30 protein-coding genes are annotated in these 26,524 nt (G+C 50.5%); 11 read left to right on the top strand and 19 right to left on the bottom strand.

Going from position 1 to position 26,524, the window contains the following annotated elements; all coding sequences use genetic code 11:
• Positions 1-128: 128 nt before the first annotated feature.
• Positions 129-1,526 (bottom strand): MATE family efflux transporter, encoded by a 1,398-nt coding sequence (locus tag I2E77_RS03805; protein WP_087234688.1) that lies wholly within the window; start codon positions 1,524-1,526, stop codon positions 129-131.
• Positions 1,523-1,972, bottom strand: coding sequence for a MarR family winged helix-turn-helix transcriptional regulator (locus I2E77_RS03800; protein ID WP_087234689.1), 450 nt, complete (start codon positions 1,970-1,972; stop codon positions 1,523-1,525). Before I2E77_RS03800 ends, I2E77_RS03805 begins: the two co-directional genes overlap by 4 nt.
• Positions 1,973-2,195: 223 nt before the next feature.
• Between I2E77_RS03800 and I2E77_RS03795 the strand changes: the two genes are divergently transcribed.
• The 4 genes from I2E77_RS03795 to I2E77_RS03780 all read left to right on the top strand — a co-directional run bounded on the left by I2E77_RS03795 (position 2,196) and on the right by I2E77_RS03780 (position 5,139).
• Positions 2,196-2,954, top strand: coding sequence for a carboxymuconolactone decarboxylase family protein (locus tag I2E77_RS03795; RefSeq protein WP_191363179.1), 759 nt, complete (start codon positions 2,196-2,198; stop codon positions 2,952-2,954).
• A 166-nt stretch (positions 2,955-3,120) separates the two neighbouring features.
• A complete protein-coding gene (locus I2E77_RS03790; RefSeq protein ID WP_195450656.1) occupies positions 3,121-3,654 on the top strand; it encodes a flavodoxin in 534 nt (177 codons plus the stop codon).
• 415 nt (positions 3,655-4,069) lie between these two features.
• Positions 4,070-4,471, top strand: coding sequence for a MerR family transcriptional regulator (locus tag I2E77_RS03785; protein WP_191363181.1), 402 nt, complete (start codon positions 4,070-4,072; stop codon positions 4,469-4,471).
• Positions 4,472-4,713: 242 nt separating this feature from the next.
• Positions 4,714-5,139 carry a GNAT family N-acetyltransferase gene (locus tag I2E77_RS03780; RefSeq protein WP_195450655.1) on the top strand — a complete coding sequence of 142 codons (426 nt, stop codon included), beginning with the start codon at positions 4,714-4,716 and terminating at the stop codon, positions 5,137-5,139.
• Between the two features lie 186 nt (positions 5,140-5,325).
• Here the strand turns inward: I2E77_RS03780 and I2E77_RS14245 are convergent, their stop codons facing one another.
• From I2E77_RS14245 to I2E77_RS03695, 17 genes are all read right to left on the bottom strand, one after another.
• Positions 5,326-5,559 carry a hypothetical protein gene (locus I2E77_RS14245; RefSeq protein WP_237966888.1) on the bottom strand — a complete coding sequence of 78 codons (234 nt, stop codon included), beginning with the start codon at positions 5,557-5,559 and terminating at the stop codon, positions 5,326-5,328.
• Positions 5,560-5,691: 132 nt separating this feature from the next.
• Positions 5,692-6,570, bottom strand: a complete 879-nt coding sequence (locus I2E77_RS03770) for a DUF4261 domain-containing protein (protein WP_087234694.1) — start codon at positions 6,568-6,570, stop codon at positions 5,692-5,694.
• A gap of 171 nt (positions 6,571-6,741) precedes the next feature.
• Positions 6,742-7,116: a hypothetical protein gene (locus tag I2E77_RS14240; RefSeq protein ID WP_442858917.1), complete on the bottom strand. Its 375-nt coding sequence runs from the start codon at positions 7,114-7,116 to the stop codon at positions 6,742-6,744.
• A 343-nt stretch (positions 7,117-7,459) separates the two neighbouring features.
• Positions 7,460-8,239 (bottom strand): hypothetical protein, encoded by a 780-nt coding sequence (locus I2E77_RS03760; protein WP_087234695.1) that lies wholly within the window; start codon positions 8,237-8,239, stop codon positions 7,460-7,462.
• A gap of 23 nt (positions 8,240-8,262) precedes the next feature.
• Positions 8,263-8,562: a barstar family protein gene (locus I2E77_RS03755; RefSeq protein ID WP_191363183.1), complete on the bottom strand. Its 300-nt coding sequence runs from the start codon at positions 8,560-8,562 to the stop codon at positions 8,263-8,265.
• Between the two features lie 43 nt (positions 8,563-8,605).
• Positions 8,606-8,779 (bottom strand): hypothetical protein, encoded by a 174-nt coding sequence (locus I2E77_RS14235; RefSeq protein WP_243252514.1) that lies wholly within the window; start codon positions 8,777-8,779, stop codon positions 8,606-8,608.
• A gap of 97 nt (positions 8,780-8,876) precedes the next feature.
• Positions 8,877-9,068, bottom strand: a complete 192-nt coding sequence (locus I2E77_RS03745; protein WP_087234697.1) for a hypothetical protein — start codon at positions 9,066-9,068, stop codon at positions 8,877-8,879.
• A gap of 16 nt (positions 9,069-9,084) precedes the next feature.
• Entirely contained in the window at positions 9,085-9,948 is an 864-nt protein-coding gene (locus I2E77_RS03740) for a CbrC family protein (protein WP_195450654.1), read from the bottom strand.
• 15 nt (positions 9,949-9,963) lie between these two features.
• Positions 9,964-15,306 carry a suppressor of fused domain protein gene (locus tag I2E77_RS03735; protein ID WP_243252513.1) on the bottom strand — a complete coding sequence of 1,781 codons (5,343 nt, stop codon included), beginning with the start codon at positions 15,304-15,306 and terminating at the stop codon, positions 9,964-9,966.
• Between the two features lie 111 nt (positions 15,307-15,417).
• Positions 15,418-15,618 (bottom strand): DKNYY domain-containing protein, encoded by a 201-nt coding sequence (locus I2E77_RS13855; RefSeq protein WP_087234699.1) that lies wholly within the window; start codon positions 15,616-15,618, stop codon positions 15,418-15,420.
• A 118-nt stretch (positions 15,619-15,736) separates the two neighbouring features.
• Entirely contained in the window at positions 15,737-15,943 is a 207-nt protein-coding gene (locus I2E77_RS03725; RefSeq protein WP_087234700.1) for a hypothetical protein, read from the bottom strand.
• A 10-nt stretch (positions 15,944-15,953) separates the two neighbouring features.
• A complete protein-coding gene (locus I2E77_RS03720) occupies positions 15,954-16,913 on the bottom strand; it encodes an NTF2 fold immunity protein (RefSeq protein WP_195450653.1) in 960 nt (319 codons plus the stop codon).
• 11 nt (positions 16,914-16,924) lie between these two features.
• Positions 16,925-17,656, bottom strand: coding sequence for a DUF4241 domain-containing protein (locus tag I2E77_RS03715; protein ID WP_087234702.1), 732 nt, complete (start codon positions 17,654-17,656; stop codon positions 16,925-16,927).
• A 12-nt stretch (positions 17,657-17,668) separates the two neighbouring features.
• A complete protein-coding gene (locus I2E77_RS14230; protein WP_087234703.1) occupies positions 17,669-17,872 on the bottom strand; it encodes a hypothetical protein in 204 nt (67 codons plus the stop codon).
• Between the two features lie 5 nt (positions 17,873-17,877).
• Positions 17,878-18,204: a DUF5713 family protein gene (locus tag I2E77_RS03705; RefSeq protein WP_191363187.1), complete on the bottom strand. Its 327-nt coding sequence runs from the start codon at positions 18,202-18,204 to the stop codon at positions 17,878-17,880.
• A complete protein-coding gene (locus I2E77_RS13850; protein ID WP_243252512.1) occupies positions 18,191-18,673 on the bottom strand; it encodes a hypothetical protein in 483 nt (160 codons plus the stop codon). The genes I2E77_RS03705 and I2E77_RS13850 overlap by 14 nt, the downstream gene beginning before the upstream one ends.
• A 77-nt stretch (positions 18,674-18,750) precedes the next feature.
• On the bottom strand, positions 18,751-19,263 hold the full coding sequence (locus I2E77_RS03695) for a hypothetical protein (protein WP_140400385.1): 513 nt from the start codon (positions 19,261-19,263) through the stop codon (positions 18,751-18,753).
• 838 nt (positions 19,264-20,101) lie between these two features.
• Between I2E77_RS03695 and I2E77_RS03690 the strand changes: the two genes are divergently transcribed.
• The 7 genes from I2E77_RS03690 to I2E77_RS03660 all read left to right on the top strand — a co-directional run bounded on the left by I2E77_RS03690 (position 20,102) and on the right by I2E77_RS03660 (position 26,479).
• Positions 20,102-21,481, top strand: coding sequence for an MATE family efflux transporter (locus I2E77_RS03690; protein WP_191441568.1), 1,380 nt, complete (start codon positions 20,102-20,104; stop codon positions 21,479-21,481).
• Between the two features lie 174 nt (positions 21,482-21,655).
• Positions 21,656-22,279, top strand: a complete 624-nt coding sequence (locus I2E77_RS03685; protein ID WP_419761409.1) for a CatB-related O-acetyltransferase — start codon at positions 21,656-21,658, stop codon at positions 22,277-22,279.
• A 340-nt stretch (positions 22,280-22,619) separates the two neighbouring features.
• Positions 22,620-23,630 carry an LCP family protein gene (locus I2E77_RS03680; protein WP_172749736.1) on the top strand — a complete coding sequence of 337 codons (1,011 nt, stop codon included), beginning with the start codon at positions 22,620-22,622 and terminating at the stop codon, positions 23,628-23,630.
• A gap of 483 nt (positions 23,631-24,113) precedes the next feature.
• On the top strand, positions 24,114-24,614 hold the full coding sequence (locus tag I2E77_RS03675) for an HD domain-containing protein (protein ID WP_172749737.1): 501 nt from the start codon (positions 24,114-24,116) through the stop codon (positions 24,612-24,614).
• A gap of 95 nt (positions 24,615-24,709) precedes the next feature.
• Positions 24,710-25,129: a cupin domain-containing protein gene (locus tag I2E77_RS03670; RefSeq protein WP_087234710.1), complete on the top strand. Its 420-nt coding sequence runs from the start codon at positions 24,710-24,712 to the stop codon at positions 25,127-25,129.
• Positions 25,130-25,382: 253 nt separating this feature from the next.
• On the top strand, positions 25,383-25,811 hold the full coding sequence (locus I2E77_RS03665) for a MarR family winged helix-turn-helix transcriptional regulator (RefSeq protein WP_195450652.1): 429 nt from the start codon (positions 25,383-25,385) through the stop codon (positions 25,809-25,811).
• Positions 25,808-26,479, top strand: coding sequence for a YczE/YyaS/YitT family protein (locus I2E77_RS03660; protein WP_195450651.1), 672 nt, complete (start codon positions 25,808-25,810; stop codon positions 26,477-26,479). Before I2E77_RS03665 ends, I2E77_RS03660 begins: the two co-directional genes overlap by 4 nt.
• Positions 26,480-26,524: the final 45 nt, after the last annotated feature.

Below are 26,524 nucleotides of genomic sequence, written 5' to 3'. Positions count from 1 at the left end.
CTGGTGTATAGCGTTTGTTTGGTATTCCTTTCGGCATAATAATGCACCCCACTTGTTATTCAGTATATCATACTGTCTAACAAATGGGGTGCAGTTCATTTTTCGGAAGCCCCAGTTTCCCATTTCTTTTATATTGTGACATGCTCTTTCTTGGATGAAGAAGAGGTGGTCATTTGCGCGATCACTTTTTTGAATTGGAATGTAAAAAGGATGGCCGTAAAGCTGACCGCAAGAAAATCTGCAACGGGTTCGGCCATATACACCGCCATAGTTTGGTTGGAAGTGAAGAGCGTTGGCATGATATAGATGAGCGGGATCAACAGAATAAACTTACGCATCACCGCCACAAGGATGGAAGCCTTTGCCTTTCCCAAAGAGGTGAATGTCATCTGGCAGGCCATCTGAATACCGAACAGAAGCAAGCAAGCCATATAGATGCGCAGCGCAGTTTTTGTATACTCCATCAGGGATGCGTCCGAAGTAAACATGGCGGCAAACGCCTGTGGGAAGAACATTACAAAGAGCCAGAGCAATATAGAATAGCAGAGGCTGGCTTTCAATAGAAGTTTAAAAGCTGCTTTTACCCGTTCCACATTACCAGCGCCATAATTGTAACTGATAATGGGCTGTGCGCCCTGTCCAAGCCCCTGTAGAGGGAGCATAGCGAACTGCATGACGCTGGTTAGAATGGTCATCGCGCCTACAGCGATATCACCGCCGTATTGCAGCAGCGATGAATTAAAGCAGACAGAGATAACGCTTTCACTTGCTTGCATAACGAAAGTAGAACATCCAAGTGCAAGGCTAGGCAAAACAATCTTTGCCTGCAACCCCAAATTTTCTTTTTTAATCTTTAGATGTGTCCTCTTGCCAAACAGGAAGGCTAAAACCCATATGCACGACATAGCCTGCGAGAGGATAGTTGCTAGGGCAGCGCCCTTGACGCCCATCCCGAATCCGAAAATGAAAATGGGATCAAGGATGATATTGGCGACAGCACCGATCAAGACAGAGAGCATCCCTGTTTTGGCAAATCCTTGCGCGGTGATGAATGCGTTCATCCCAAGGGTAAGCTGGACAAAAATAGTGCCAATCGCATAGATGTTCATGTAGTCGACACCATATTGGATGGTATTTTCGCTGGCACCAAACGCCATGAGGAAATCACGGTTCCAAAGCAAGAGGGCCGCTGTTAGTAAGATGGAAATCAAGATCTGAATGACAAAACAGTTTCCTAGCGTCTTTTCCGCAGAGGTATGGTCGCCTTTTCCCATAAAGATAGAAGCCCTTGGCGCGCCGCCATATCCCACAAATGCTGCAAACGCCGTCACAATCATAATCAATGGCATACAGACTCCTACTCCTGTAAGAGCCATGGCCCCTGTTTCAGGAATATGGCCGATGTACATACGGTCGACAATGTTGTAAAGCATATTGATGATCTGTGCGGTAACCGTAGGAAGGGCTAAGCGCAACAAAAGCTTTCCAACCGGTTCTTTTTCCAAAAAATCTTTTTCCTCATTCATAGCTTTTCTCTCCTTGCTATGGCGTTTTTTGTGTTTTCTATAATCCGATCATTCATCCGTTCCAGCAGCTCCAACTCCTCCTGAGATAGGCCGGAAAAGACCTCTTCGAGGAACTCTTTGCTGATGATTTCCAATTCTTGTGTAATAGGATGGGCGGCTGGCGTTAAAGAGAGATGAATTTTTCTTCGGTCTTCCGTGTCCTGTTTCCGCTGAAGAATCGATTTCTGAATCAGACTCTCCACCGCTTGGGATACATTCCCTTTGGATAACATACGTAGTTCTACAATATCTGCGGCTGTGTCCTTTCCAGGATTGTTGTACAAGAAACTGATGATTGTTGCCTCAATTAAAGAAAGGTGATAATCCTGGCAGATTTGCTTTAGCATAGTCTCATGCAGCTTGATAATCCGCCGGATATTTACCAGGAAATTGCTCTTTTGGCTCACATAGGAATCCCCCTTGGTGTCATACGTTAAATAGTTTCTATAAAAACTGTTCTATTTAAAACTAATTATAGTTCCAAATTTTTTTTCGTCAAGTGGAAGCATAATTTTTGCATTCTCCTCTTGACATGGAGTACACTCGAAATGCTAAAGTCTTATTAAAAGAGATTTATGCAAGGGAGTATGTTGCCAACGCCCCGGCTATGTGTGAAAGGAGATCCGGAATATGGCAATTACAGAATTTTCAAAACGGTACCTGGAAAAAATGATTCCTGGGTATTCATCAAAGCTCTCGGAAACAGATCCAGAATTCATAGAGAGGTTTACCAACTTCGCTTTTGATGAGGTTGTGAACCAGGACGCCTTGGATGGACGCACCCGTTTCATGGCAATTTTAGCAGCGCTTTTGGGTTGCCAAGGGCTGGATATGTTCAAAGTTATGGTGCCGGCGGCACTCCGTTTTGGTGTTACACCGGTCGAGATCAAGGAAATTGTTTATCAGTCTGTTGCCTACTTGGGGATTGGGCGGGTGTATCCCTTCCTAGACGCAGTAAATGCATGCCTAATATCCGAGGGTGTTCTGCTTCCGTTGGAGGGGCAGGCGGAAACCACTATGGAGAACCAGTTAGAGGCAGGGGTCCAGGTACAGGTGGACATTTTTGGTGAGGGAATGCGTGGCTTCTATCGGTCTGGCCCGGAGGAGAGCCGCCATATCAATCGTTGGCTGGCAGACAACTGTTTTGGGGACTATTACACCCGAAAAGGGCTCGACTATCAGCAGCGCGAGATGATTACCTTCTGCTTTTTAGCCGCACAGGGGGGCTGTGAGCCGCAGCTCACCAGCCATGCAGCCGCCAATATGCGTATTGGAAATGATAAAGCCTTCCTGATAAGCATTATTTCCCAATGCTTGCCCTATATCGGCTATCCACGCAGCCTCAATGCCTTGCGTTGTGTCAACGATGCAGCAGAAAAGGAAGCTTGACGGAGTACCATATGGTAGGCAGTGCCTGTTTAAAAATGAAATATTTTTAAGATTACTTGACATGGAGTGCGCTGCATGTGTTAGTCTTAATAGGAAAAGAACGGGAGGCAGCCATTTGAGGCGGACTTGTCCCCGATGGTTTATCCGAAAAGAAGGAGCGATCGCTATGAATAAATATTTGATTGCGTATTTTTCCCGCAAAGGCGAAAACTATGTCAATGGCCAGATCCTGGATCTTCCTGTAGGAAATACGGAAGTTGCAGCAAAAGAGATCCAAAATCTGACCGGAGGGGATCTCTTTTGCATTCAACCCGCAAGGGAATATGCGGAAAATTATCGCAAATGTGTAGCCGAGGCCAGGGAAGAGCTGCAAAGCGGGGCCCGTCCGGAGGTATTGGATTGTGTTCGAAATTGGGACGCCTATGATGCCATTTTTTTGGGGTATCCAAATTGGTGCGGAACCATGCCCATGCCAGTGTGGACTTTTTTAGAGTCGTACGATTTTGCTGGAAAAACCATCCTGCCATTTTGTACGAACGAAGGTAGTGGCATGGGCCATAGTGAAGCGGATATCCGAGGGTTGTGCCCAACAGCGGCTCTGAAAAAGGGGCTGCCGGTCCGTGGAAGTTCCGTTGGTACAGCGCGTGCAGAAATTGCCGCTTGGCTAAAATCCGAGGGAATCCCTGTAGCAGGAGATTAAATGGAGTTCCTAAAAGGGCGTAGAAGTGAACGCACGGATCCTACACAGGGCACACTAAGCAGGCGGCAGAGATGTTGCGTCGGCAGCTACATGGATATGGTGGAGATCTAGACCGTTACATTCTATGAGAAAAGCCATACTGTTGTGGTGGAGCAGGGGAAGAAGTAGAGCATGGGTATATGCCGGCGTTGAAACCGTGGATACCGACTTAACGGGCGATTCGCCTATGACCAATAGCGGATGGCTAGGCCATGCGGAAGAGGATATCGAGGCCGCTTGCTCCACAGGGCAAAGGTAGAAAAAGGGATTGGCATCCAATTCCAGGGGAACAGATTTTTGGCCTCTGTGGAGGCAATCCGAAAATGGGCAGGCCCTTGGAATAGCATAAAATCAGAACGAACCAGGAGGAATTCATATGACGATTGCAGAAGTGAGCAGAAAATATGAAATATCCGCTGATACCCTACGTTACTATGAACGTATTGGGTTGATCCCACCCGTGCCCCGCACAAAGAGCGGCCTTCGGGATTATGATGAGGAATCCTGCGGCTGGGTGGAATTGATGAAATGTATGCGGGCGGCCGGCGTACAGATTGAAGCTTTGATCGAGTATGTGGCTTTATTCCAACAGGGCGACGATACGATCGATGCCCGCAAGGCGTTATTGATCGAACAGAGGGAGCAGCTGCTTGCCCGTATGGAAGATATGCAAAAGTCCCTGGACCGGCTGAATATGAAAATTGAGCGGTATGAGCAGGGATTAATGACAAAGGAACAGCAGCTTAGACGTTTCCATGAGGAGAAACAGACCGGTTGATGGTCCTTTGAAGGAACAAAAGATGCTGTAAGATAATAATATCTTAAGAGGATCTAGGAGGTTCTTCTATGTTGCAGTTCCGTGCTATGCAAGACGGGGATCTGGATGCTTTGACACGGATTGTGGAGAGAGTATGGAAGATGGATTCCATGTGTGGAGGCCATACAATTGGGTGGCACATGGCGCGGGAATACCTGCTGAATACTTTAAGCCATTCAACATCCGTGCAGGTGGCCCTTTGGATGCAAAAGATCGCCGGCTTTTTGGCCATAGACGACAAATTCTGTTTGAACCCCATTCGGTTGGGTAAAGTGGAATTTCCGCAGAAGTTACATACAAAGGCCGTTGAGGTTATGCGGACACGAATGGCGGAATACGACCAACTGTGCGCCAAACTGTTAAAAGAGAGTGGGCGCCAATTTGATGGGGAGGTCACACTTTTTGCAGTGGAACCAAGTTTGCAGGGGAAGGGGATTGGAACAGCACTCTTTGAAAAGGCACAGGCATATTTTGCACATAAAAACTTCTTTCTATATACCGATACAGGATGCAATTATTCATTTTATGATACCCACGGAATGCACTGCGTGGCAAAACAGAAAAATCAGAATCCATATCAAAAAAACAAACCATTTTATATCTTCCTATATGCGGCAACCGTCTCCTAAAAATCGAATGATTCGGATCCTGCCAGGGACGATGCCGGATTAAAAGCCGAGGGCCTTGATTTATTTAGGGCTTTCGGCTTTTCTTATGTCGGTTACAGCATGACAAAACCCCCGGTTCTACCGGGGGCGCTAAAAACCTCAGCAAATAAATTAGTGGAAGTTAGGAATGAGGCAAAGGAAATGTATTCATAAGTATGGAAATTCCATTTGCTGGTGATCCAAAATAGCAGATTGAATACTGTCAATTATGTAGGAGACTTTTTCATTGCCTGGCTTCATACAGCTGGATAAGCTGACAAACCCCTTGAGCCATTCTGCCTGATGGATACTCGTCAAGCATCCCAGCTTTTGTGCCAGAGCTTCCGACTTTTTTGCAGAAATAATTTTGGAAGATGCAACTGCATCCGCCAGCATTTTCAATTCGGCATATTCGAAAAGCCTATTCCCAATGAAATACTGATTTTGTGTGCGATTGACCGCTACAATGTCAACCCCAGCAAAGATTAAAGCGTTCGAATTATCATAGACAGTTTGGCGTACTGCATAAAAAAATCAGCGGCCTCCCGAGGCGTATTTCCCCATGTTGATATCCAGCACCTCTCTGGGCGGCTGGATTAGCGCGTCCTCATATTGGCACTTCCACTGAACCCTCCAGCTTATCTGACCATCCATGATACCGTCCATGGTTTCCCCGTCCTCAACAGGGTTGTCATTTGCCAGGATATATGACGCCACATTGTAGGCATGGTTCACCACCCAGTTGGGGTTCATACCATGGAAGTGGTACTGAAGATCCGGCAAGAACAGGGTGCTCATGCCCACAGTGTCGATGAGCATATCCTCGGTGCCCTGAATGTTGAAGAAACGGACATTGACCCCGAAGCGAATGAAGCGATCCGGTCCCTCAATCTGGTGGGAACGCACATCCTCAGCCAGAAAGAGCTTGCCGCAATTTTGGAAGTAGAATGCCTCACAGGTGGGATACAGTTCTGCAAGAGCGTCTAAAAAGTCAGCATCCAGATTTGCCCGTTCCAAGGCCGGAAGCGCCGCCGCCAGCATATCAATGGCTACGACCTGATACTGGCACTCTTGGAAAATCCGTTCCCGATCCTCCTGGCAGTCCCACATCTGGCTCATCAGGAAAGCGTCGAATCCATCGCCCTTAAAACTGGTACAACCCATCACCATGAGCTGTGCAGGGCCTTTGCCATCCTTGAACTCCGCAATATGCTCCAAGGTTGCAAAGCCCGCAGTCTTATCATTGTGGCAGAAACACTCTACCGCCCCGATATGCTTTTCGATCACAGCGGTCATTTCATCCTTGCCGGGCATTGCCACCGGCTCTTTGAACAGCATCTGGATGAGAAAGGGGCCGCCGGGCCGAAGGCCTCTTTCATTGTCCAGATTTTGCTGGAATACTTCATCGCTCATTTCTTTTCCTCCTTTTTGTCTGGGATAACTTGAATCTAAACTGCAACGCTTGATGGACAATCTCCTTGGGCAGATTACGGGAGTGGCCGATCAGGCACCAGACCCGGTAGTCCGCTTTTCCGTATCCGTTTCCTGACGGTAGAGTTGATAGTCCGCCTCGTTCTCCGCGCTTCATGTGTCATACTGCTTTTTCGCCCGGACAAAGTCCTCTATAAAGGCATCCAATTCCTCGACAGTGCGGCTCGCAGCCCAGTCATAATCCACATAGTGGGCATGGGAGAAATGGAAGATTTGTGCCCCCATCCACTGGCGCACTTTGTTTTCCGGCATCTTGCGCAATTCCTCCTGCCGCCGGTATTCCGCCAGCTGCTCCGGCGTTCCATAGCTCTCGATCATCCGCTCTTTCACTTGAATGGTCCAGCTGTAGTCCTCCGGCTGAGTAAAGGGAGCGCAGACCGGTTGGAGCGCCTTCGCCCGGCCAGCCTCAAAGAGGTCGATATAATCCAGGTAGTTGGCCTGGACCAGCAGGATGAAGGTATCCAGCATCTATGTGTCCAGCTGTAGGTCCTCTGTCAGCAGCTGGAAGCGGGTGCCACCCGTGGGCACTTCCATGGCGAAAGAATAAGGGAGGTCATCCCCTTGATAAATTGTATAGTGGAAGCCTACCTCGATATTTCCATGGCTGTTCTCATAGTCCAGATAGTTGTGGCGGATTCGCTCAAACCAAACCAGGTAAGTTAGGCCATTTTTCCCTTCCTTTGGAAGTCGCCCTTCTTCGGCCGCTTCCCCTCTTTTTCACCCAGGCCCAGCCCACAGGTAGGGCAGGGCATTCGCAAATTATCGGATGGGTGGTTTTGCTCCATGGAATCGGCCTCCGCTCAAAACTTCATCAATAATCCAGCAGGATGGGCACCTGCTGCTCCTCTGCAAACCGCATAGCCTGCCAAAACATGGAGAAGGAGAACTTGGCCAGGGACTGGGTATCGTACTGGGTATGTTCAGGAATGTCCGCTTTGCTGTACTGCCCGTCCGGGCCTATGGTGCCATCCACTGGGTAGCCTTCGGTTTCGGTCCAGCGGAGGATGGTGACCTCATCGGCCCGCCACGCCAGCTGGTTCAGTTTCTCCAGTTCCTTCCGCAACCCACCCAAGGTACCAATTATGGTTTGGGCGTCAGTGGGCAAGGGCGCCTGGAACATAAAGCTGTCTGACAGGGGAATCCACCAGGTGGCCCCACGAAACAGGGACCACACCCGCTCCGGATCTTCCGCAAGGCGGGCGATCAGGGGATGTTCCCCAAAATCCCAGTCCTTTTCTACAGTGGGCGGCACCGGCTGCCCATAGGTATGACAGGCGGCTACAAGCAGCATAGCGCCCAAGGCATCCCAATCGGGCTTGTCTGTGTAATAGGGTTTCTCATTGTCCTCCGGCCAAGGGGCATAGGGCGGCTGGTCCGGCTGAGAAATGGCGTCCAAGATTTGATCTCGCCAGTTCTCCACTGTTGCCTGGACCTCCGCTGGGGAAAGCTCCTCCTCGTTGCCGGCGGGCTCCCCATCCGGGGAGATCCTGCTGAAGGAATATCCGTTTTTCTCCGCCCACTGCTGAACAACGGTTTTCCAGTTGTGGGAATAGTACCGGGTCAGTGTCCCGGCATAGATGTCAAGTCCCATGGTGTGCCTCCTTTTCTGTTCGGTCAAAGATGTTCCAGGGTACAGTCGTGCCCGGAATTGTCCGTATCCAAAATGATTTCCGCAATGGTGTCCATGGTCTCTTTGCCGAGATCACGGACGCTTTTTTCATAGGCCAGCCACTTGATATGGATGGGCTGGCCATACCCATGACGCCCAAGACCGCCCCGGAGAATATCATTGAATGCGTTCAGGTTCCGGCCAATCTTCCAGTCTAAACCGCAGGTGAACACCCACTCCGCCTCTCGGTAGAAGCCAGCCATATTGGAAAAGCGGCGGCCATCGATAGTAAACACCTCTCTCATCTTCCAAACACCTTCTTTTCACATTCTATGGGGCCTCGCCCTGTCAAGTCATCTCATACAGCAGAACGGTATCACCTTGCACCTGTTCCAAATGGGAGCGCAGCGTTTCCAACCCACTCTGCACCACCTCGGCGGGCAAATCCCAGTCCGGGGCGATCTCGGCGGCCAGCTCCGGTGGACCCTGCTCCTCCAGCGCCGCCAGCAGTACCTTTGCCAACTCCCCTCAAGCAGGACGCAGTCCAGGGTGTTATCTGTCTGGGGTGCAGGAAAGCGGACGTCCATGTCCAGCTCACTTTCGCACCAGTCCCAGATGGCTATGTAAATCTCACCGGAACAGTTGCCATTGGACAGTTCCTGCCGCTGGCGGCCCTGCTTTTGACCTGGAAGGCAGAGTCACAGACCAGCTCTTTGACCTTCCCGCCGTTCAGGCAGGTTCGGATGGTTTGGCCATCTATTTCGATTCGCCATTGCTTGTTCGTGGCAGGAATGAGAAAGATTTTTTCCATGGGTGCGGAAACCTCCTCAATCGAAATCCATCCAGACCAGGTGCTTTCCGCAGTGGAGGCACTGGAACAGATAGCATTGCAGATGCCCACCATTGACGGATTCCTGGATCATATCCTTCTGCTCCTCGTCCCACATAGGGTCGTCCAGCACTTCCTCCAACACGCCCATTGCCCGCAGTTCTCTGGCGCCTACATAGCCCAGAAAGGCGCAGTAGTCGTTGCAGTGGGCCCGCCAGTATTCCTGCTGCCAGCCGGAGTAGCCGGGGGTACGGTGGATGAGCTCATCCAGTTTCTCTGGATTGTCTACGCCATCGTCCAAAGAGTAGTTGTCCTGAAAACTGCCATGATATTTCCGGGCGGCCTCGCCACTGGCGATGCACGCAGGGCACAAATACGCAATATTCTCCACGGAGAAAAAGGGCGCTGTATAGAAGATATGTGTAGTCTTGCCGCAGCAGTCGCAGACAACGCCCTCCTGGGATTCCTCAAAGGCCCCGGTATCCAGAGGGTCAGGATGATATTGGAAAGCGGGCAGGCCCAGCTGGGCCCACCGCTCTTTCTCTTTCCGTTTTTCCTCCGGCGTTTTTGGCTTGGGGAGGGCGTAGTGATTTCCCCATTTCTCCGAATAGTCCTTCAGTGTGCCCAGCCGCTTGAGGATCTTTTTATCGGAGCGGTCTCCGATCTGGCAGAGCAGGTCGTAGGCGCTTTTTTTGAAACCCAGCAGGTCGTACACATCCACCAGTATTTCCTTAGCCTGTTTGTCTTCGGACTGTTCCAACTCGTCTTTGAAAGCGTAGAGGGCGCAGACACTGTCCGGGTTTCCCTGGGTGACACGAAATGGCTTTTGGAGTTTGATGTATTGTTTCAGGTATTCGTTCATAGAAACACCATCCGATCAATCCCACCAGAAGTACCAGACGGTGGACTGCTGCAACACATCTGCTAAAGTGCCCACGGTGGCGTCCTCCGGCCCCTGGTCGATCACATCGGGGCAGAAGCCGTATTGCTCCACGGCCACATCCATGGCCCTGTCCTCAGCAACCGGAGCCGGGAGGTTAAATTCCAGCTCGTCGTGGGACATCGCGCCAGGTACAGCGCTGTACTGCTCGAACCAGTATTTGGCGACGGCCATGAGATCCTCTGTGCCGGGGCACTCATTCCAGTTGCCGAAGGGTAGGTAGGCAAAAATCTCCCAGGGGTTCTTCACCGGGATCTTGGCTAGAATGAGGGGATAGGTCATCTCGGTATCATCGTCCCAGTAGCTGGAGAAGCGGCAGTTGACATAGCCACCCTCCATCTCGCCCAGGCGCTCCTCCTTCCAATCCATATCGTCATCCTCGGCTTCTGCCTTGCGCTGATCCGTCAGGGCATCAAGGACTGCCTTTCCGTCCTTGATGGGGGCAGAGAGCATCTTCTTACGGTACTCCACTACGGTTTTGGGGTCAAATTCATAATAGTCTGCATCATTTTTCGGGTCGGCGTTCATCACTAGGCACTCCAGCAGAGACTCCTCCGGCTTGATCAGCACTGGTATAAAGCCCTCATGGGAGCTGTCCCGCTTGGCATAACTGTACGCCGCCATGATGGGGTCGTCGTCCTTCATAGAGGGAAAATAGGTGCACTCGCAATCCAGATACTCCATGATGGCCTGGGCCACATCGGAGGGCTCCAGGGTGTCCTCGTCATAGTCCTGCCCCTGCCAGTTGACGAATCGTTCTTCGATCACCGTTGCCATGGCCCGGTAATATTCCTCGTCAAAGGGAAGAAACAGGTATGCCTCGTCCTGGATCTCGTCGGAGTAATTGCGCTCCTGCCCAATGATACCGATGGCGTAATTGTCGATGTCGCTGGGGTAATAGGGGCTGTCTAGCTCCCCATAGTAGTAGGAGGCAAATGCTCGGCCCATCTTGTTGAACAGGGGACCGACGAGCTGGCTGTCCAACTTATCCCGGATAAACTCCCGCAGATCCACACTGTCAGGATCGGCCTTGACCTGTTTGACCACTGCGCCATATTCTGCGAGGAATTCTTCGCCCATCAGGTCACGCTCTATGCACCAACGCAGGTAGATCGCCATGTGGTTGTAGGCGTTGATCTCGTCCATAGGCAGATTTTTCTCCTGGATGGTCTCCAGGTGATAGGCCCCGTCGTCCATTTCCACGACATAGTCGTCCTCGTCATCCCCGCTGCAAAGGGTGCCTCTGGTGATGGCATCCTGGCGGTCGGGCTCCACAACAAAGCAGATGCCTGACATTTTGTCCAGCAGGGTATCTGCATCATGGGCCAGTTTATACTCTAATTCGTCCCGGTAAAGGGGGATCACCTGATAGAAGTTGACCTCCTCGCCGCCCGGCAGGGCGCAGACCTCGCTGCCATCCTCCGTGCCCTGAGGGCCGGTCAAGATGGCAGCACAGAGCTTCGTGTTTTCCGCAAATGGCTGTTCATTGTCCATGGTGTGTCCAAAGCCCAGCCAGGTGTCGCTGGCAATGGGGAGACGGGCCAGGACTTTCAGCAGGCGGATTGGCCAGTACCACCGCTCGTCCTTGAGATCTTCATGCTTCATCTTCCAATTCTTCGGCAGGGCGATGGCGAGTTCTGCCCGCTCCAAATTGTATTCCGCCAGTTCCTCCGGTACATTCATTCGGTGGGCGCCCATGCCCATGGTGACCAGGGTGTAGTAGTCCCGCCCCGCAGAGGGAGGTACCATGCAGATGTCCACATGGATGTCGGGGGAAGCCAGCTCATGAAACACATTCTCGAACTTGCCAAAATACTGCTGGATATGCTCTTCGATGGCCTCCATCTCCTCTTCGGTGTAGACCTCGGGTTCACCAGGCTCATCCGCATCCTGGGACTTTTCGCCGTCCGGGCCTTCCTTTCCATCGTCATCCGGGCCGCCGTCCGACGATTCCCAGGAAATTTTCAGGGTCATCTGTTCCTCCGGCAGGCTTACACCAGGGCTACGGGTAATGGTGTGCTTGTCGTCCGCCGAGAAACCGATGGTTTCCCCGGTGTGGAGTTCCACATCGTTTTCCAGCGCATAAGAAACCAGGCTGGCCAGGAAGTCCCGCAGATCACCCGGCTCGGCATCGGTGCCCAGCACCTCCATCTCGTCCTTACCGAATACATCCAAGCCATAGGTGTAGGCGTTCATCCCGCTTTTATCCCGGTACAGGCCGAACCAGATCCAGTTGAAAATGGGCAGTTCACCCTCCTTCATCATATCAGCAAAGCCCTCATAGAACCGGGGCTCGAACACCACACCGCTGGTGTAGACGCCAGTGGCGTATTTCTGACGGCAGCAGGCAGCCACGAGTTTGGTGTAGAGTTTACCCTTCTCCAGGACATCTTCTTCCTTGCCCAGCACTGCCACCATGATGTGGGCGCTGTGCTCTTTGGCTGCCTTGACCGCATCCGGCCACATATAGTTGTTCTCGGCATTCGTCTCTGCCTCGCTGCCCGGAATGGGATAGGGCATCAGACTGACAGCGGCGATCATATCTCCTACATCGAATACCACCGCATGGTCGCTCTTATTCTCATCTTCCTCCACAGTGATGTCCCACTTTTCCTTCATATCCCGGATAAACTGCTGCTTGTCCCATTTCCCTTTGGAGAGAAGGACAAAGCCGCTAAAGACGCCCTTGTGGTCGGACTCGGCTTCTTCATCCGTTGCATCCTCATTGTCGTCGGGATCATCGTCCGCATCCAGATCATAGGCGGACTCGTTTACCAGGCCACAGATGAACTCCTCAAAGCTGTCCGCCAGAGGGGTGATCTTGTAGTCCTGTTCTTGATCCACATGAACAACGGCGGGCTCCCCCTGGGGACCGCAGGCCCGGTAGTCCAGGAAGATCATGTCATGTCCGGCGCTGGGACAGTCGCAGACGGCCACGCCGATGGCCGGATACCCCCACTCGTCGATCATGAATTGGCTACCCAGGCCGCCGCACAGAGAGCAGGCTTTCTCCCGCCCGATGCCGAAGATGCCGGTGATGGCCACATGGTCCTCCGCCCAGCTGGTGGGTTCGTCCGTGGGATAACAGGTGTTCACCGGCATTCCGCCGTTGTGCTGCTTCATCAGCCAGATGTAGGAGGCGGGCAGCTTATAGCCCAATTCTTCCTCCACACTGGCAATCAACTCGTCTGAAGGCGGATCGCTGACATATTCCTTCAAGGCGTATTCGTCATCGTCCCAGAAATTTGTAAAATCGAAGCCTTCAAAGGGAATATCGCCGCATACAAATTTGGCTTCCTTTTGGCGCTTGGCCCTGTGCTGCCGTTTTTGGATCTCTTCCAGACATTCTCGGATTACCGCCTGGGCATCCTCATCCTCTGGGTCCAGTTCCGCCCACCGTTGAGCGTAGGGGATGGCCTTTTCTTCCTGTGCATAGAGATATTGATAGCCATAGGCCATCCGCATGTTCCACTCCGCCTTGTTTTGACCCTCCTCCTGGACGGATTCCAGCACCGTAATGGCCCGAAGGAGGGCCTTGTCCCCCTTGTAGTGGGGAGTGCCCTCCTGATGGTCACCCAGGATGGCGTAGTTTTCCAGCGCCCGCGCTAGGGCGTAGGCGGTTCGGTAGTTCTGCCAATCTTCCGGAATGGCGTTTAATGCCTGAATACAGCGAGTGTACTCGTCCTCATTGTTCCACTGCTCCAGCTGCTGGAAGAATGCCTCCGCGTTCTGAGAAGTATAGGGAATGTAGTCCATCCCCGTCAGCGTTTCCTCCTGCTCTTCGCAATCTGGCTCGTCCTCGGAAGGGCTTTTTAGGCCCACCGTGCCAGCCTCCCGGCGGAAGGTGTGGAAGCTGGCCCAGGGGATATCGCTGCCCTCAAAGAATTCCTTTGCGGCCTTCAAAGCGGTGCGCAGATCCCAGGCGATGAAGTCCACATAGCCGCAGTAGAGGCCAGTGGCCCCGCCGGTGAGGGTCAGCACTTCCGGACCATCCCCGGCAGTGAGTGCTTCCTCTAGCTTCTCCCGGAAGTCGAAGATCTTTTGGCTGCCTTCCTCCTCCCGTAGGGTGTCCAGCGGGTAGCAGAAGAAGCCCGCCACCGCGCCGTCCGCGTGGAGGTTGTCCATAAAGTCGTCGTCTGCGCCCAGATAGCCGTTGATCAGAGGGACACAGCAGGTGGAACCCACTATCACATCCAGCCGCCAGTCAGCATCTGGGTCTTCATTGGGATTCATTTGATAGCCCAGGTAACTCTCCAGATAGCCCTCCGGGTCGGCGGAGAGATCCAAGCCCTTTTCCTTCAGCTTGGCGGGCAGCTGGAACATGGGGATGGGCGGCTCCTCTTTGGGCGCCTCCAGCACATCAAAGCTGTCTATATATCTCATGTGGGGGATCTCGCCCAGCACCTGATCGGTGAGGGTGGTGAGCATCCACCAGACCCTGCCTTCCTCCTCCTGGAGCATGGGCAGCAGCTTTTCGCAGTAGGCAGAGAGGGCAAAATTGTTTTCCCCCTGATTCTCCAGCCAGACCTGTACATCCGCCCCGGAGATGTCCCAGCCGTCGTCAGTGCGTAGGCCGATGCTCCCCAGGCGCTGGCGGCCCACCAAGATGTTCCAGTGCTCCAGCGCCTCCTTTGGGGCGTGCTTCTGGAAATAGACCAGCTCAAACAGCTTGACCTTGTCCCCCTCCGGGGTGAGGATCAACTCATACTTCTCACCGTTAAAACCCATCTCGAAGCAGATCTCGTCAAAGACCAGGTTAAGGGATTTCTTCATCTGGTCCACCAGCCCCTGGCCCCGCGTGTGGTCCTTGTCCTCGTCCATCATTTGGCGGAACTCCGCCTCCTGTTCGGCAAAGGTCTCCCACCACAGTTCTGTCCGCTCCCGGAAGCATTCACTAAACTGAGGAAGAGAAATGCGGTTTTTGCACCATTCGATGAACTCCTTGGTGTCTTCATCGCCAGGACGGGCTTCCAGGGCCTTTTCAAAGTATCGCAGGGCCCGGCCCTCCTGATCCAAATAGAAGTACGAATAACCCATGCGGAAGTTCCAGAGATGGTCGCCTTCAAAATATTCCCCGTGGGGTTTCAGCAGGGCAATGGCTTTTTTGAGCAGTTCCCGGCCCCCCGGCTCATAAGGGTTCGCCAGATTGTTGTAGGCTCGGGCCAGCTCGCTGTCCATTTCCGGGGTGCGTTCCTGGGCGGGAACGGCCTCCAATGCGTCGATAATCTTCTGAAATTCGTCGTTTTCATGCCATTTCTGGCACTGCTGCAAAATGTCCATATCAGGTTCCTCCTCATCCTGTTGTGGTTTCCAGTCTTTGATCTGCTGGAATACGCCATCCTCATCCCGCGCAAAGCCGCAGGGGGCGGGGATAGGGTTCGTCCTTTCCCGTCAGTGTTGTTTCTGGTTCCATTCTTCTTCCGTCACCTGTTTATTCTGGATATAGAAGTGCTTGGCATCCCATCCGAAATAGCCGTCATCGTTGGAAACAAAGGTAACAGGGTCAGCCTTTTTCAAGACTTTGATCTTGCCGACAAAGTTCTCATAGTACACGGCTTTGCTGTCCTTGGCATATCCGTAAGGAACACCCACCCGGACGGAGCGCCGTGTACCATCAAATCCACCGTGGACTCAAAAGGATATTTCGCGGGAAAGCGGAACACCGTGCCGCTCCAAAGTGCTGCTTCCTGATATTCCGTCAAGTGCATTTTTACCCCTCGATCACGAGATTTGGGACAGCATTTTCTTCATGTCCGCCAATCTCCACCTCATAGACATGAAACACTTTTTCCGTGCCATAATGGGGATCGATTACCGTTGCTGTTCCCCGACAGTCGAACCAGCGGTACTTGAAAATGTTCACGCCAAACAACTCACACTGCCCATCTAAACCGGATGCTTCAAATTTCGATGTCATTTTGTATCCCTCACAATTCCACACGCTGCCAGCCGTCCAGCCGCTCCTGCACCGCGTCGATTTTCCAGCCCTCGCCCACCCGTTTCATGAGGAAGCGGCGGTCAAAGCCAGTGTATTTCTCTCTGGTGTAGATGTAGAGCTTGTTCCGGGTGAGCTGCTCCGCGTCCAGAAACTGCTCGTCCTTGTAGGTGCCTTGGACGCTGTACGATAGGCCCAGGGGCCGGTAGCCCGGGCGGGGCTTTTCGCTCACATACTTCTCCCAGATCGCCAGTAAGCGGGACACAGCCTCGGCATCCCCAAACTCGGCCTGCTCCATATACCGCTCCCACGCAGTCATTTCTGCAAAGAAAGCGGACAGCACCCTGCGGCATTCCTCCGCCGCCTGCTCATCCAGTTGGACGGGCTTTTTGGCCTTCTCCCGCTGGAGCTGGGAGAAGTGTTCCATCTGCTCCTTGGTGAACTGCACATGGGCCACCGGCTCGATCCGGCTGTTGTCGGCGATGGCCAGCAGGCCCTCGTATGTAACGGCGGTATGGTCGATTTGGATGTGGGAGAGCTTGGGGATAGAGGCTGCCTGGAGCAGTCCGGCATCGTCCAGCCCGGTGCGGTTGAGGGTCAGAAGGTCCAGCTTGCAGTTTTGGAGCGCGGCCAGGCCGTCACCGTGGATGGCGGCATTGCCGTCCAACAGCAGATAGCGCAGCTTAGGCATGGCGGAAAAGGCGGGGAAGCAGGCGTCGGTGAGCGCCCCGTCCTCCACGCCGAAGTTGACCATGCTTTTATGTCTGGCAAAGGGAGCGAGCAGAGTATCCGTTACCGGGCGACCCTTCACATGGAAACCCACCAGGACGTAGCTGGCTAGCCGCTCCATAAGGTCCATAGTCAGCTCCGGGATCTCAAACCGTTTCTCTCCATCCAGTGTCAGGACACCGTTTTTCCAGTCCGCTGTCCGCGCTCGTTTCGGCCATTCCATCGCTTACCTCCTTACGCCTGCTCCTTGTAGCTGGCCTCAATGTCGATGAAGCGCACATACACGGCGCAGACTTCGCCCCTTGCGTCATAGCCGAAGTAGACGGGATAGTATCCGTCCCCCCAGCCGGAGGCAAAGATAGGCAGATCGCAGTCCGTGTCCGGCACCGTCCAGTTGAGCCAGTCGCCGTAACTCCCCTGATACTTGGGGTGGGCTTTCGCGTTTTCCTCCAGCAGGTCACAGAACAGGTCATTATAGGGGTCGATGTCCGGGTCCTCCTCCAGCCGCTTGGCCCAGTATGTCTTGAAGGCCGCCTGGGTCTGGATGTCTGCGACACACCCCATCCCGGCATCCACACCGAAGCCAAAGTAGTCGTCCTCGCCCAGTTCCTCGTCCAGATCCTCTTTGCCCATCATGCCCAGCTCATAGCGGACGGGCTTCTCCTGACTGACCTCCACCTTGACGCAGGCGTAGCGGTCGCCGTATTTCTTGCTGGGTACTACGCAGATCTTCACGGGATAAGTTCCAGCGGGGATCGTCTGCATAAACGGCGGCGTGTCCTCCAGCTCCACCAGCGGATCGCAGGCGAAGATGGTTCCGGTGGGGAAATGGACGGTACCGATGTTCAGCACATCCACTCCCATATTTCCGATTACCTTTTCTGTAAAATACGCGTTCAAATCGGTTTTGCAGGCCAGCTTGTCTTTAACCGATTCATATTTGTTCATCCATTCTGTTGTAGGCATGATGGCTTCCTCCTATTGAATCTGTTTCTTGATGTACTCGCTCTTTGAGCCGTCCCAGTAGCAGTTCACACACCGGCCATTCTGGAAATGATGGGGACAATTCGGATAGTCATAGAGAATATGGGCACATTCCGGGCATAGCCCCATTATCTGTGAGGAGTCCTTGAAAAACAGGCTGCCGCACTCATCGCAAACGACCAGTTCTTTTTCTGCCATGGGTCTTACCAGTCCCGTTCCCGGATGGCCTCTTCGGTATCAATGGGGATATCGAACCACTCCAGAATGTAGGCCACATCTGCCGCAATACACTCCCGCGCCACCGTTTCAATCTCGCTGTCGTTCTCGTCAAACTCCTCCTGGAGGTCATTGATGCCGCAGACCGCCTCATCCAGCGTTTCCTGCACCACTTCGGTGCCAGCCGCGCCGCGCTCCAGAAGGTCGATGACCTTCTGGAGCGCATCCTTTACCTTGTCCACCAGGAAATCGGGATAGTATTCGTCCTGGTACATCTCATCCAACAGTTTATAATTCGGGTCAAATGTTTTCATTTTGATTGTTCCTTTCTTCGTGATCGGCTGTGATGCTCAATTCGATTGCATCATCGCTGTAAATCAAATTAAGTCCATGAGGGACTTTTCTATCGAAATGCAACTCAATGTCATGGTATTTGAGGAGCAAAGGTTTTCCACCGCTTTTCATCGTGGAAACAGCATCGGGCTTGCCAAAGTTTTCCACGACCTCGTCCTGTGCCATTCCGAATTTCAGCGGGGAAATATCCTGGGAATTTTGCAATATTTGATTGCGCCAATTATAAAAGTCCGCTTTCATGCCTTTGTTTTTGCTGAGCCTGGACTTGGACACCCAACCGGAATCCCGGTTCAGGCACCGAAAGCAAAAGCGGAAATCAAAATCCATGCGCGGAAACCGCGCCAGCAGGATCGGCTCCAGCGCCGCTTTCGTTTTCTCTGCCGACAATTCTGGATGGAGGGCAGCCTCATGAGTGCTGGCAGGGAGCATTTTGTGATAAATCTCGCTGATAAGTCCAGGCCGGCGTATCGCCTACCACGCGCAGTACCTTCATGCCGCGTTCTTCCTCATGCCAGCTCCGCATCTAAAATCTGGACTTGTTTCCCTTTCTCATCCACATAGAAAAGGGCAATGTAGTCGATGCCGTCCCGCTTGATCTGCTCCCAGGGCATCCGCCCACCGCGAATCAGCTCTACAGTATCGTTCTCGTCTACCTCAAAGTCCTCTTTCTCGTCGTCATAGTCGATGCTGTAGCCCAGCTCCAGAACCAGCTTGGAGGCGGGGATCTCATACCGCTGGAGAGGGCGGTGTTCCAGCTCGGCCGGATCATGTTCATCACAGAACAGATTGTTATAGCCGTGCCGCCCAGCGTCGAAGATGACGAATTCCTCGCCGTTCTCCGGGTCAAGGGCTGCCACCAATCCAGGCGCTCCATCCCCATCCACAATATAGGGATTTGGCTCACCTTTTACCGTGAGCAAATTTCCGTAGTAACAAACCTCCAGCACTTCAGGGGCAACCTCTGGCTTATGGATCAGGTAATATCGGCCGTTTACGCCGTCACGCTTTGGTAGACCCATACCAAATCACCTCTTTCAGGACAATAAAAAATACCCTGCTTCGCACTGTTACAAGGGCAGACGAATGTAGGGCATGAAAAGGCCACAAGGGAGGGGCCACATTTACCGGCGGATGTGGTTTCTCTGGCAGACAAAATAGCTTTTTCATTTCTAGGGGCAGTCGGGGGCTGTCCAATAACTCTGCCCATGGTGGCACCTCCTTCACAGAAATAATTATGTTCTATTATATCATAAGGCGTTTGATATTGGAAATATTTTATTAATTCTGCTGGTTAACTTTTTTGAATTCGTTAATTTAACTGAGATATGTAACATCTGCAGTACCGGATGGATCAATTTGAATGTCTTCCTATCTAACTCGTTGCTTTGAAGCCAGGGACTGCTTCCTAGCTCATATGTTTCCTTCAAGGCCATCACCCACAAAATATGTGTAGATATGTTTTCCATCATGGAGCATATGGGCTGTTCTAAAGTACGTACTGGGATCCTTTTATGTTGACAACAAAGGGCAAACTGGTTACAATAAATTTTAATAGAACTATGTAAGAGATGAGTGCGATGTTGTTCGGAAAATTTTGTATTGATTTCGGCTCCACACAAGTTTATACTACGAAACATTGTGCGGAGCCTTTTCGGAAAGTTGATTTATAAAGCGGAAAGGCCAAGGCAGAGAGACTGCCTTTGGTTTTATACCCTTTTATTAGATTAACGCTAAGTAATTGACTGTTTAGGCCACAGACAATGTTTTGTTTGTGGCCTTTTGTATGCTCATTTCTAAATGACTATGCAAAGGGCGCACGATGTAGTGTGCCTTTTTTTCTTTTGGAGGGAAATAGATATGACTAAAGAACACAATCTGTTAACCGGGAGTGTGTCGGAAAAACTGGCTGTTTTCGCCTTCCCATTATTTTTAGCAAATATACTGCAATCTTTTTACAATGTAGTAGATATGCTTGTAGTCGGCCAGATTGTAGGAGATACGGGCCTTGCGGCCATTGGCAACGCTTCTAAATTGTGTTATATCATCAACTCAATTTGTATTGGTATGACAATGGGCGGGGCTGTATTGATTGCTCAATATAAAGGGGCAAGCGATAAAAAGAGGCAAGCGGAGTCCTTTCAAATGTTGGCCTTGCTCTCGCTGGTATCTTCTTTGCTTGTAACGATTGTGAGTTTGGCAATCTACCAACCGTTATTCAAGATGTTAAATGTCCCAGCAGACGCATATCAAGATGCCTGCGACTATATGCAAATCATTTGCTGTGGGACGGTGTTCGTCTTTGGATATAATGCTGTCTGCTCTGTGCTCAAAGGGCTTGGAAATTCGAAATCTCCCCTCTATTTTGTGGGAATTGCTACCATTATCAATATCGTTTTAGACATTATTTTGGTGGGACCTTTCGGAATGGGAACGGCAGGAGCAGCTTACGCAACGATTGCTGCGCAAGGAATTTCCTTTGTGATTTCTTTATTCTATTTGAAGCGGCACAAGATATTTTCCTCTATGAGAAATCATAGGGGGTTTACGCTCCAATGGGATAAACTGGCCGCCATTGTGAAAGTCGGCCTGCCCACAGCAATTCAGATGGTCGTGGTCAACACCGCTTATCTGCTTGTGGCGGGTATGCTCAATCAGTTTGGTATGGCTGTATCTGCTGCCTCTAATGTGGGGTTGCAAATCAACACCTTTGCTGGTATGCCCTGCTGGGCTATTGGACAGGCGGTAACAGCGATGATAGGCCAGTGTATGGGGGCTGGGCAAATGGAGCGCGCCCGAAAGGTAGTAAAAATCAGTTTAGTGATGAATGTTTCTGTAACATTCGTTGCCGTAATTGGCATACAGCTTTTTGCTGAACCCTTAATCTTGCTTTTTGGCAGCACTAGCCCGGAAGTAATAAGTGATGGCATTTACTATTTGCGTATCTGTTGCGGTATCAATAGCTTGATTTATGCCGCCATGTATACCTTAGATTCCTTTGCTATTGGTGTTGGCGCGGCAAATGTCGCCATGATTAACGCTTTACTGGACGCAGTGATTGTGCGTTTGCCTGTGAGCTGGATTTTGGCTTTTACACTTCACATGGGATTTTCTGGCATTTATTATGGCCAGGCACTTTCGCCAATCTTGCCTGCTATTGTGGGCGTACTCTATTTTATAAGTAAAAAGTGGGAACGAAAAACGCTCATCCAATCAAGCAACAAGGGAGAAAGGTTTTGATGGTTGGGATGGCTTTTATGCCTAGACCAGACTTAAAATGCGTCATGATACAAAATGTATCAATTCCCATTGTATTGCCCGAAATGCAAATAGGAGACTTTAGTGAATGCCAAAAGTCAATCGATCTGTTATTCATATGAGTAACTTAATTTTTAAGGAGGATAGAAAATTATGATGGACAAGCAAAAAATTTATCCTCGGTCACAAGATCGAGAAACCGTATATTTAAAAAATGTTATTACTGATCCCAGCATTATCGTAGGTGACTATACCATGTATAACGATTTTGTAAAGGATCCTGTTGATTTCCAAAAGAATAATGTTCTTTACCATTATCCTATTAACCATGATCGGCTGATTATCGGCAAATTTTGCTCCATCGCCTGCGGTGCCCGTTTCTTATTCAATAGCGCCAACCATAGCATGGCTTCGCTCGCAACTTATCCTTTTCCCATTTTCTTTGAGGAATGGGGACTTGATGTCAGCCGTATAACCAGGGCATGGGATAACAAAGGGGACATTGTTATTGGCAATGATGTATGGATTGGATATGAAGCCGTAGTTTTCGCTGGAGTTACCATAGGGGATGGTGCCATTATTGGGACCAGGGCGGTTGTAACAAAAGATGTCCCGCCTTATACCATTGTGGGCGGTGTGCCAGCTAAACCTATCCGAAAGCGCTTTTCTAACGAAATAATCACAGCGCTGTTGGCAACTCGATGGTGGGACTGGCCAGAAGAAAAAATTGCTGGTCATCTTGCGGCAATCCAGTCGGGCCGTATCGATCAAATTAAGTAACTGTTGAAAAGAGCCAGACGCATAGCAATCCCAACAAACCCATATGCGAGAGATTACCGCCTTTATATGGCGATGATCAATTGATCTGCCTGAAAGTATGGACTGGAGGAAAACAGATGCAAGGAAGACTTGGAAAAAAGCACCAGAGGAATTCCGGCTTTAAACCGGGGAGAATAAGGATAACCGAAAAATGCCAAAAGGGTATAGGGAAATCGATGGTAACCTATTTCTTTAGTTGGATAACACGCAGGAGCAGATCGGTACTCCCCTGCATGGGATGAACGCGATGCGTAGCAGAAAACATGCTGTTCTGCGGAGCTTAAGAGAAAAGGAGGAGCATATGGCCGCCTGGAAGAAAGCCGCTGTGACCGTCGGAGGGATACTCCTAGTTTTGCTAATCGTATTTGGTGCAGGGATACTGGTTGCCAAGCACTATCTCAATAAGATCAACCGGGTGGACGAATCCACTGTTTCCACGATCTCTCCAGAGGATGAGGACTTCGAAGTGGATGAATTGCCGCCGGAAACAACCAACTCAGGAGTAGAACGCCCGATGGATTCTAATGAGATTCTATGGGCCCCTGTAGAACCATTAAAGGATGAACAACTCATCAATCTCATGCTTGTTGGACAGGATCGCAGGAAGGGCGAGGGCCGCCAGCGGTCGGACACAATGATCTTGTGCAGCATTAACCCAAAGACGAACCAAGTTTCTTTGATTTCCTTCATGCGCGATTTGTATGTCCAGATACCGGGCGGGTACTCCGACAACCGCTTGAATGCGGCCTATTATTTTGGGGGGTTCCCACTCCTAGATGATGCGATGTTCAAGAATTTCGGCATTACCATTGATGGGAATATCGAAGTAGATTTTGAGCGGTTTGTAAAGGTGATCGATGTTTTAGGAGGTGTGGACATTGTTTTGACTGCGGAAGAGGCAAACTATCTTGGAAAGGGAACCTTTGCCGGGAAAAATCATTTGGATGGGGAAATGGCTTTGGAATATGCCCGCATCCGGGCCATAGACAATGATTTTTACCGGACGGCGCGGCAGCGGGCCATTTTGGAAGCGGCCTTTAAGAAAATGAAAGACTTAGGTTTATCCGAGATCACAGCTCTTCTGAATGCGATGCTGCCGTCTTTAACCACGGATCTATCAGATGGGCAAATTCTCGCCTTGATGGGCACGCTTTTCCCAGGCTTGCGTTCCATGGAGATCCAATCATACCGGGTCCCTGCCGATCAAACCTATTACGATGCGATGATCCGTGGGATGGCCGTCCTGGTGCCGGATCTGGAGCGTATCCAGGAACTGCTGCGGACAGAATACCTTCCATTGCGCACCTATTAAAGGGATATCCCTACAATAAAAGGCAGAAATGCCCCAAGCGGCTCTCTTTTGCGAGGCGCGTTGGGGATTTTGCGTATGGAATTCGAATATGCATGTCTCCCATGCGTTCCGTTGGGATACTTTTGGCCTGTGAGGACGGCTGAATGGGAACTTGATCCGCATGCTGGCCAGTGGTACAATAAAATAGATAGAAGAAAACATTTCAACCGGCATGCGACTGGTTTTAGAAGAAACGCCCATGAAGTCTCTGAGAGTAGGGGGCAACAAGGCCGGTCGCAACATGTGGACACCACTATGGGTACAAAATAGGAGGTACATCTGCTTCTGGGTATAGGATATGCAGCCCCACCTACTGCTGCTTTTTTCATATGAAGATCTTTTTCTGTAAAGGGATTGCGGCGGAAAACCGTTCTGGGGATGTGCGGTTCCTCTCTCCCAAAATAGATGAAATCCATGTGCTTGGGTTGGAGGAGGTGGAGAAAGATGAAAAAACCTGAAACAAAACTTCTGCTGGATGCTTTGCTCTATGAGGAGGGCCATCCGCGGAGGACCCAACATATCTTAAAAGTTTACGCTTTAGCCAAGCTCTTGGGAGAGTGTTCTGGGTTAGGGGAAGAAGAACGGCAGATCTTACAGGCTGCGGCGATTCTTCATGATATCCCGATTAAGTATTGCAAAGAGCGGTATAAAGGAGATGCTTGCCAAGCAAACCAGCAAAAAGAAGCGCCAGGTCTGGTTCGGGATTTCTTGCAACAAGCTGGTTATCCGCCCGATTATCTGCCGCGCGTCCTGGAGTTGGTTGTCAACCACCACTGTTATACAGGGCCACATTCCCAGTTGCTCCAACTTTTGATCGAAGCGGATCTTATTGTCAATGCTTACGAGGAACCTCTTTCCGAGGAGGAACGTGTATATGTCCGAAGCCTCTTTCATAGCGATGCCGGGAAAGAGCTGTTCCTTTTACAGGATCAAAGGAAAACGTGAAGAAAAGGAAGGTTGAAGGGCGGTATGGAAAAGCCTTGACTTTGAGTTTACTCTAAGTTGTATACTAGGGTTAAGAATTTCGATTGGAGGTATGGATGTTGAACAAAGAAGAGATGAAAAGAGCATTAGGGCCGGCTTCCGTATTTGAGATTGGAGGGATCAACTCGTTTGGTCAGTATTTTGATGGAACCAGCTATTTGCAGATGTTGACTACAACGGGCGTGAGTGTGGGAAATGTGGTCTTTGAACCGGGCTGCCGGAATCACTGGCACCGGCATGTCCATGGGGGCCAGATCCTTTTGTGCACGGGAGGCCGGGGCTATTATCAGGAATGGGGAAAACCTGCACGGGAATTGTTACCGGGAGATGTCGTCCAAATCGGGGAAGAAAAACACTGGCACGGGGCAGCTCCAAACAGCTGGTTTTCCCATTTGGCAATCGATGTGCCGGGAGAAGGTTCCAAAACGGAGTGGCTAGAGCCAGTTGATCCGGAAGAATATAACAAACTTCCGTAAATCCATACATATATAATCTCCAATAAGAGGAATGGCTTCGTTTTTCGCTGCATATTTTTGTGGGTAAAGCACATTGAAAGGCTGGGAGAATTCGCCAGCCTTCCAATGTGTTTTTGTTTAATGGGAACAAAACAATAGGCAACGTATGTTTTATATGGCCCCTAACCTAAAATTCCAAAAGGATCTTGCAATATCGATTGCATGAATTTATACTATTATATAGTTTGAATTAAAACTATATGGAGATGAAATGATGCTAGATAGAGAATTGCATGTTTTGCTGCGGAAGGGATTCTACTATAGTAACCGGGCTATTTTACAACAGATTTTGGCTTTGGGTCTTTTCCCTGGGCAGCCAAAGATTTTGGAGTTTTTGCTGGAAAAGGACGGGGTGATGGCGAAGGAGATCGGGGAAGGATGTGTCATCGACAAATCCACTATCGCTAATTTGCTCGTCCGTATGGAACGGCAAAATTTGGTTTATCGGAAGGGACATCCATCCGATAAGCGTGCATCCCATATCTATTTGACAGAGCAGGGAAGGGCACTGGCCAAGCAGGTGAAAGCCATTTGTATAGATGTTGATACGAAGGCATTTCGAGGAATTCCACCGGACGAGCAACAGCAGTTTTTACATACCTTACGCTTATTGATTACAAATTTAGAGGAGGAGTCTGAATGAAAAAGTGGATTTATCGTTATGTGTTTTTTATTTTAGGTGTTGCGATCAATTCGTTTGGCATTGCATTTGTCACAAAAAGCGCTATGGGGACCTCCCAGATTTCCAGCATCCCTTATGTCTTTAGCTTAGAGTTCCCATCCATCAGTTTTGGAATGTGGACTTTCTTATTTAATATCCTTTTTATTTTGTTGCAGGTTGTCCTCTTGAAGAAGGATTTCCATCCAATCCAGTTCTTTCAGATCTTAGTGAATGTGCTGTTCAGTGGGTTGATCGATTTAAGCATGAGCGCACTTTCCTTTTTCCAGCCAGAGGCATTGTGGCTCCGTATCCTGAGCCTGTTGTTTGGATGTTTGATTTTGGCACTGGGGATCTGTATCGAAGTGGCGCCAGACGTACTTGTAGTCCCTGGGGAAGGAATCGTTCGCGCGCTTGCCCAAACAACAAAAATTAAATTTGGGACAGTTAAGGTTTATTTTGATGTTACATTGATTGTGATTGCTGGAATCCTCTCTTTGCTGTTTTTCCAAAAATTCAATGGAGTCGGAATTGGAACGGTGGTGTCCGCAATCGTGGCTGGACGGTTTGTCAATTGGATCAACCTTCATTTTAAGTCCATCCAAAAGATCCATGCACTCGCAGAATCGGATAGTATGCTTGGAGAAATGTAGTAGAGGGATTCCAGCTGGTTTAGAGCCATAAGGAATCTCCTCGTA

It is taken from the genome of Anaeromassilibacillus sp. 1001302B_160321_C8 (assembly GCF_015554745.1).
Classification (GTDB): domain Bacteria; phylum Bacillota; class Clostridia; order Oscillospirales; family Acutalibacteraceae; genus Anaeromassilibacillus; species Anaeromassilibacillus stercoravium.
Note: the sequence above shows the minus strand (reverse complement) of the source record. Positions and strands in the feature narration are given on the sequence as shown.

Bases quoted from the DNA above. Each gene is read 5' to 3' on its own strand.
- I2E77_RS03665 (WP_195450652.1), top strand. From the start codon at position 25,383: ATGCTAGATAGAGAATTGCATGTTTTGCTGCGGAAGGGATTCTACTAT.
- I2E77_RS03760 (WP_087234695.1), bottom strand. From the start codon at position 8,239: ATGGGACTTGACATCTATGCCGGGACACTGACCCGGTACTATTCCCAC.
- I2E77_RS03795 (WP_191363179.1), top strand. From the start codon at position 2,196: ATGGCAATTACAGAATTTTCAAAACGGTACCTGGAAAAAATGATTCCT.
- I2E77_RS03790 (WP_195450656.1), top strand. From the start codon at position 3,121: ATGAATAAATATTTGATTGCGTATTTTTCCCGCAAAGGCGAAAACTAT.
- I2E77_RS03745 (WP_087234697.1), bottom strand. From the start codon at position 9,068: ATGGAAAAAATCTTTCTCATTCCTGCCACGAACAAGCAATGGCGAATC.
- I2E77_RS03660 (WP_195450651.1), top strand. From the start codon at position 25,808: ATGAAAAAGTGGATTTATCGTTATGTGTTTTTTATTTTAGGTGTTGCG.
- I2E77_RS03785 (WP_191363181.1), top strand. From the start codon at position 4,070: ATGACGATTGCAGAAGTGAGCAGAAAATATGAAATATCCGCTGATACC.
- I2E77_RS03695 (WP_140400385.1), bottom strand. From the start codon at position 19,263: ATGGGTCTACCAAAGCGTGACGGCGTAAACGGCCGATATTACCTGATC.
- I2E77_RS03690 (WP_191441568.1), top strand. From the start codon at position 20,102: ATGACTAAAGAACACAATCTGTTAACCGGGAGTGTGTCGGAAAAACTG.
- I2E77_RS13850 (WP_243252512.1), bottom strand. From the start codon at position 18,673: ATGCTCCCTGCCAGCACTCATGAGGCTGCCCTCCATCCAGAATTGTCG.
- I2E77_RS03705 (WP_191363187.1), bottom strand. From the start codon at position 18,204: ATGAAAACATTTGACCCGAATTATAAACTGTTGGATGAGATGTACCAG.
- I2E77_RS03770 (WP_087234694.1), bottom strand. From the start codon at position 6,570: ATGAGCGATGAAGTATTCCAGCAAAATCTGGACAATGAAAGAGGCCTT.
- I2E77_RS03755 (WP_191363183.1), bottom strand. From the start codon at position 8,562: ATGAGAGAGGTGTTTACTATCGATGGCCGCCGCTTTTCCAATATGGCT.
- I2E77_RS03685 (WP_419761409.1), top strand. From the start codon at position 21,656: ATGGACAAGCAAAAAATTTATCCTCGGTCACAAGATCGAGAAACCGTA.
- I2E77_RS03715 (WP_087234702.1), bottom strand. From the start codon at position 17,656: ATGCCTACAACAGAATGGATGAACAAATATGAATCGGTTAAAGACAAG.
- I2E77_RS03670 (WP_087234710.1), top strand. From the start codon at position 24,710: ATGTTGAACAAAGAAGAGATGAAAAGAGCATTAGGGCCGGCTTCCGTA.
- I2E77_RS14240 (WP_442858917.1), bottom strand. From the start codon at position 7,116: ATGCTGGATACCTTCATCCTGCTGGTCCAGGCCAACTACCTGGATTAT.
- I2E77_RS03735 (WP_243252513.1), bottom strand. From the start codon at position 15,306: ATGGACATTTTGCAGCAGTGCCAGAAATGGCATGAAAACGACGAATTT.
- I2E77_RS03720 (WP_195450653.1), bottom strand. From the start codon at position 16,913: ATGGAATGGCCGAAACGAGCGCGGACAGCGGACTGGAAAAACGGTGTC.
- I2E77_RS14230 (WP_087234703.1), bottom strand. From the start codon at position 17,872: ATGGCAGAAAAAGAACTGGTCGTTTGCGATGAGTGCGGCAGCCTGTTT.
- I2E77_RS03805 (WP_087234688.1), bottom strand. From the start codon at position 1,526: ATGAATGAGGAAAAAGATTTTTTGGAAAAAGAACCGGTTGGAAAGCTT.
- I2E77_RS03680 (WP_172749736.1), top strand. From the start codon at position 22,620: ATGGCCGCCTGGAAGAAAGCCGCTGTGACCGTCGGAGGGATACTCCTA.
- I2E77_RS03675 (WP_172749737.1), top strand. From the start codon at position 24,114: ATGAAAAAACCTGAAACAAAACTTCTGCTGGATGCTTTGCTCTATGAG.
- I2E77_RS03725 (WP_087234700.1), bottom strand. From the start codon at position 15,943: ATGACATCGAAATTTGAAGCATCCGGTTTAGATGGGCAGTGTGAGTTG.
- I2E77_RS03780 (WP_195450655.1), top strand. From the start codon at position 4,714: ATGCAAAAGATCGCCGGCTTTTTGGCCATAGACGACAAATTCTGTTTG.
- I2E77_RS03740 (WP_195450654.1), bottom strand. From the start codon at position 9,948: ATGAACGAATACCTGAAACAATACATCAAACTCCAAAAGCCATTTCGT.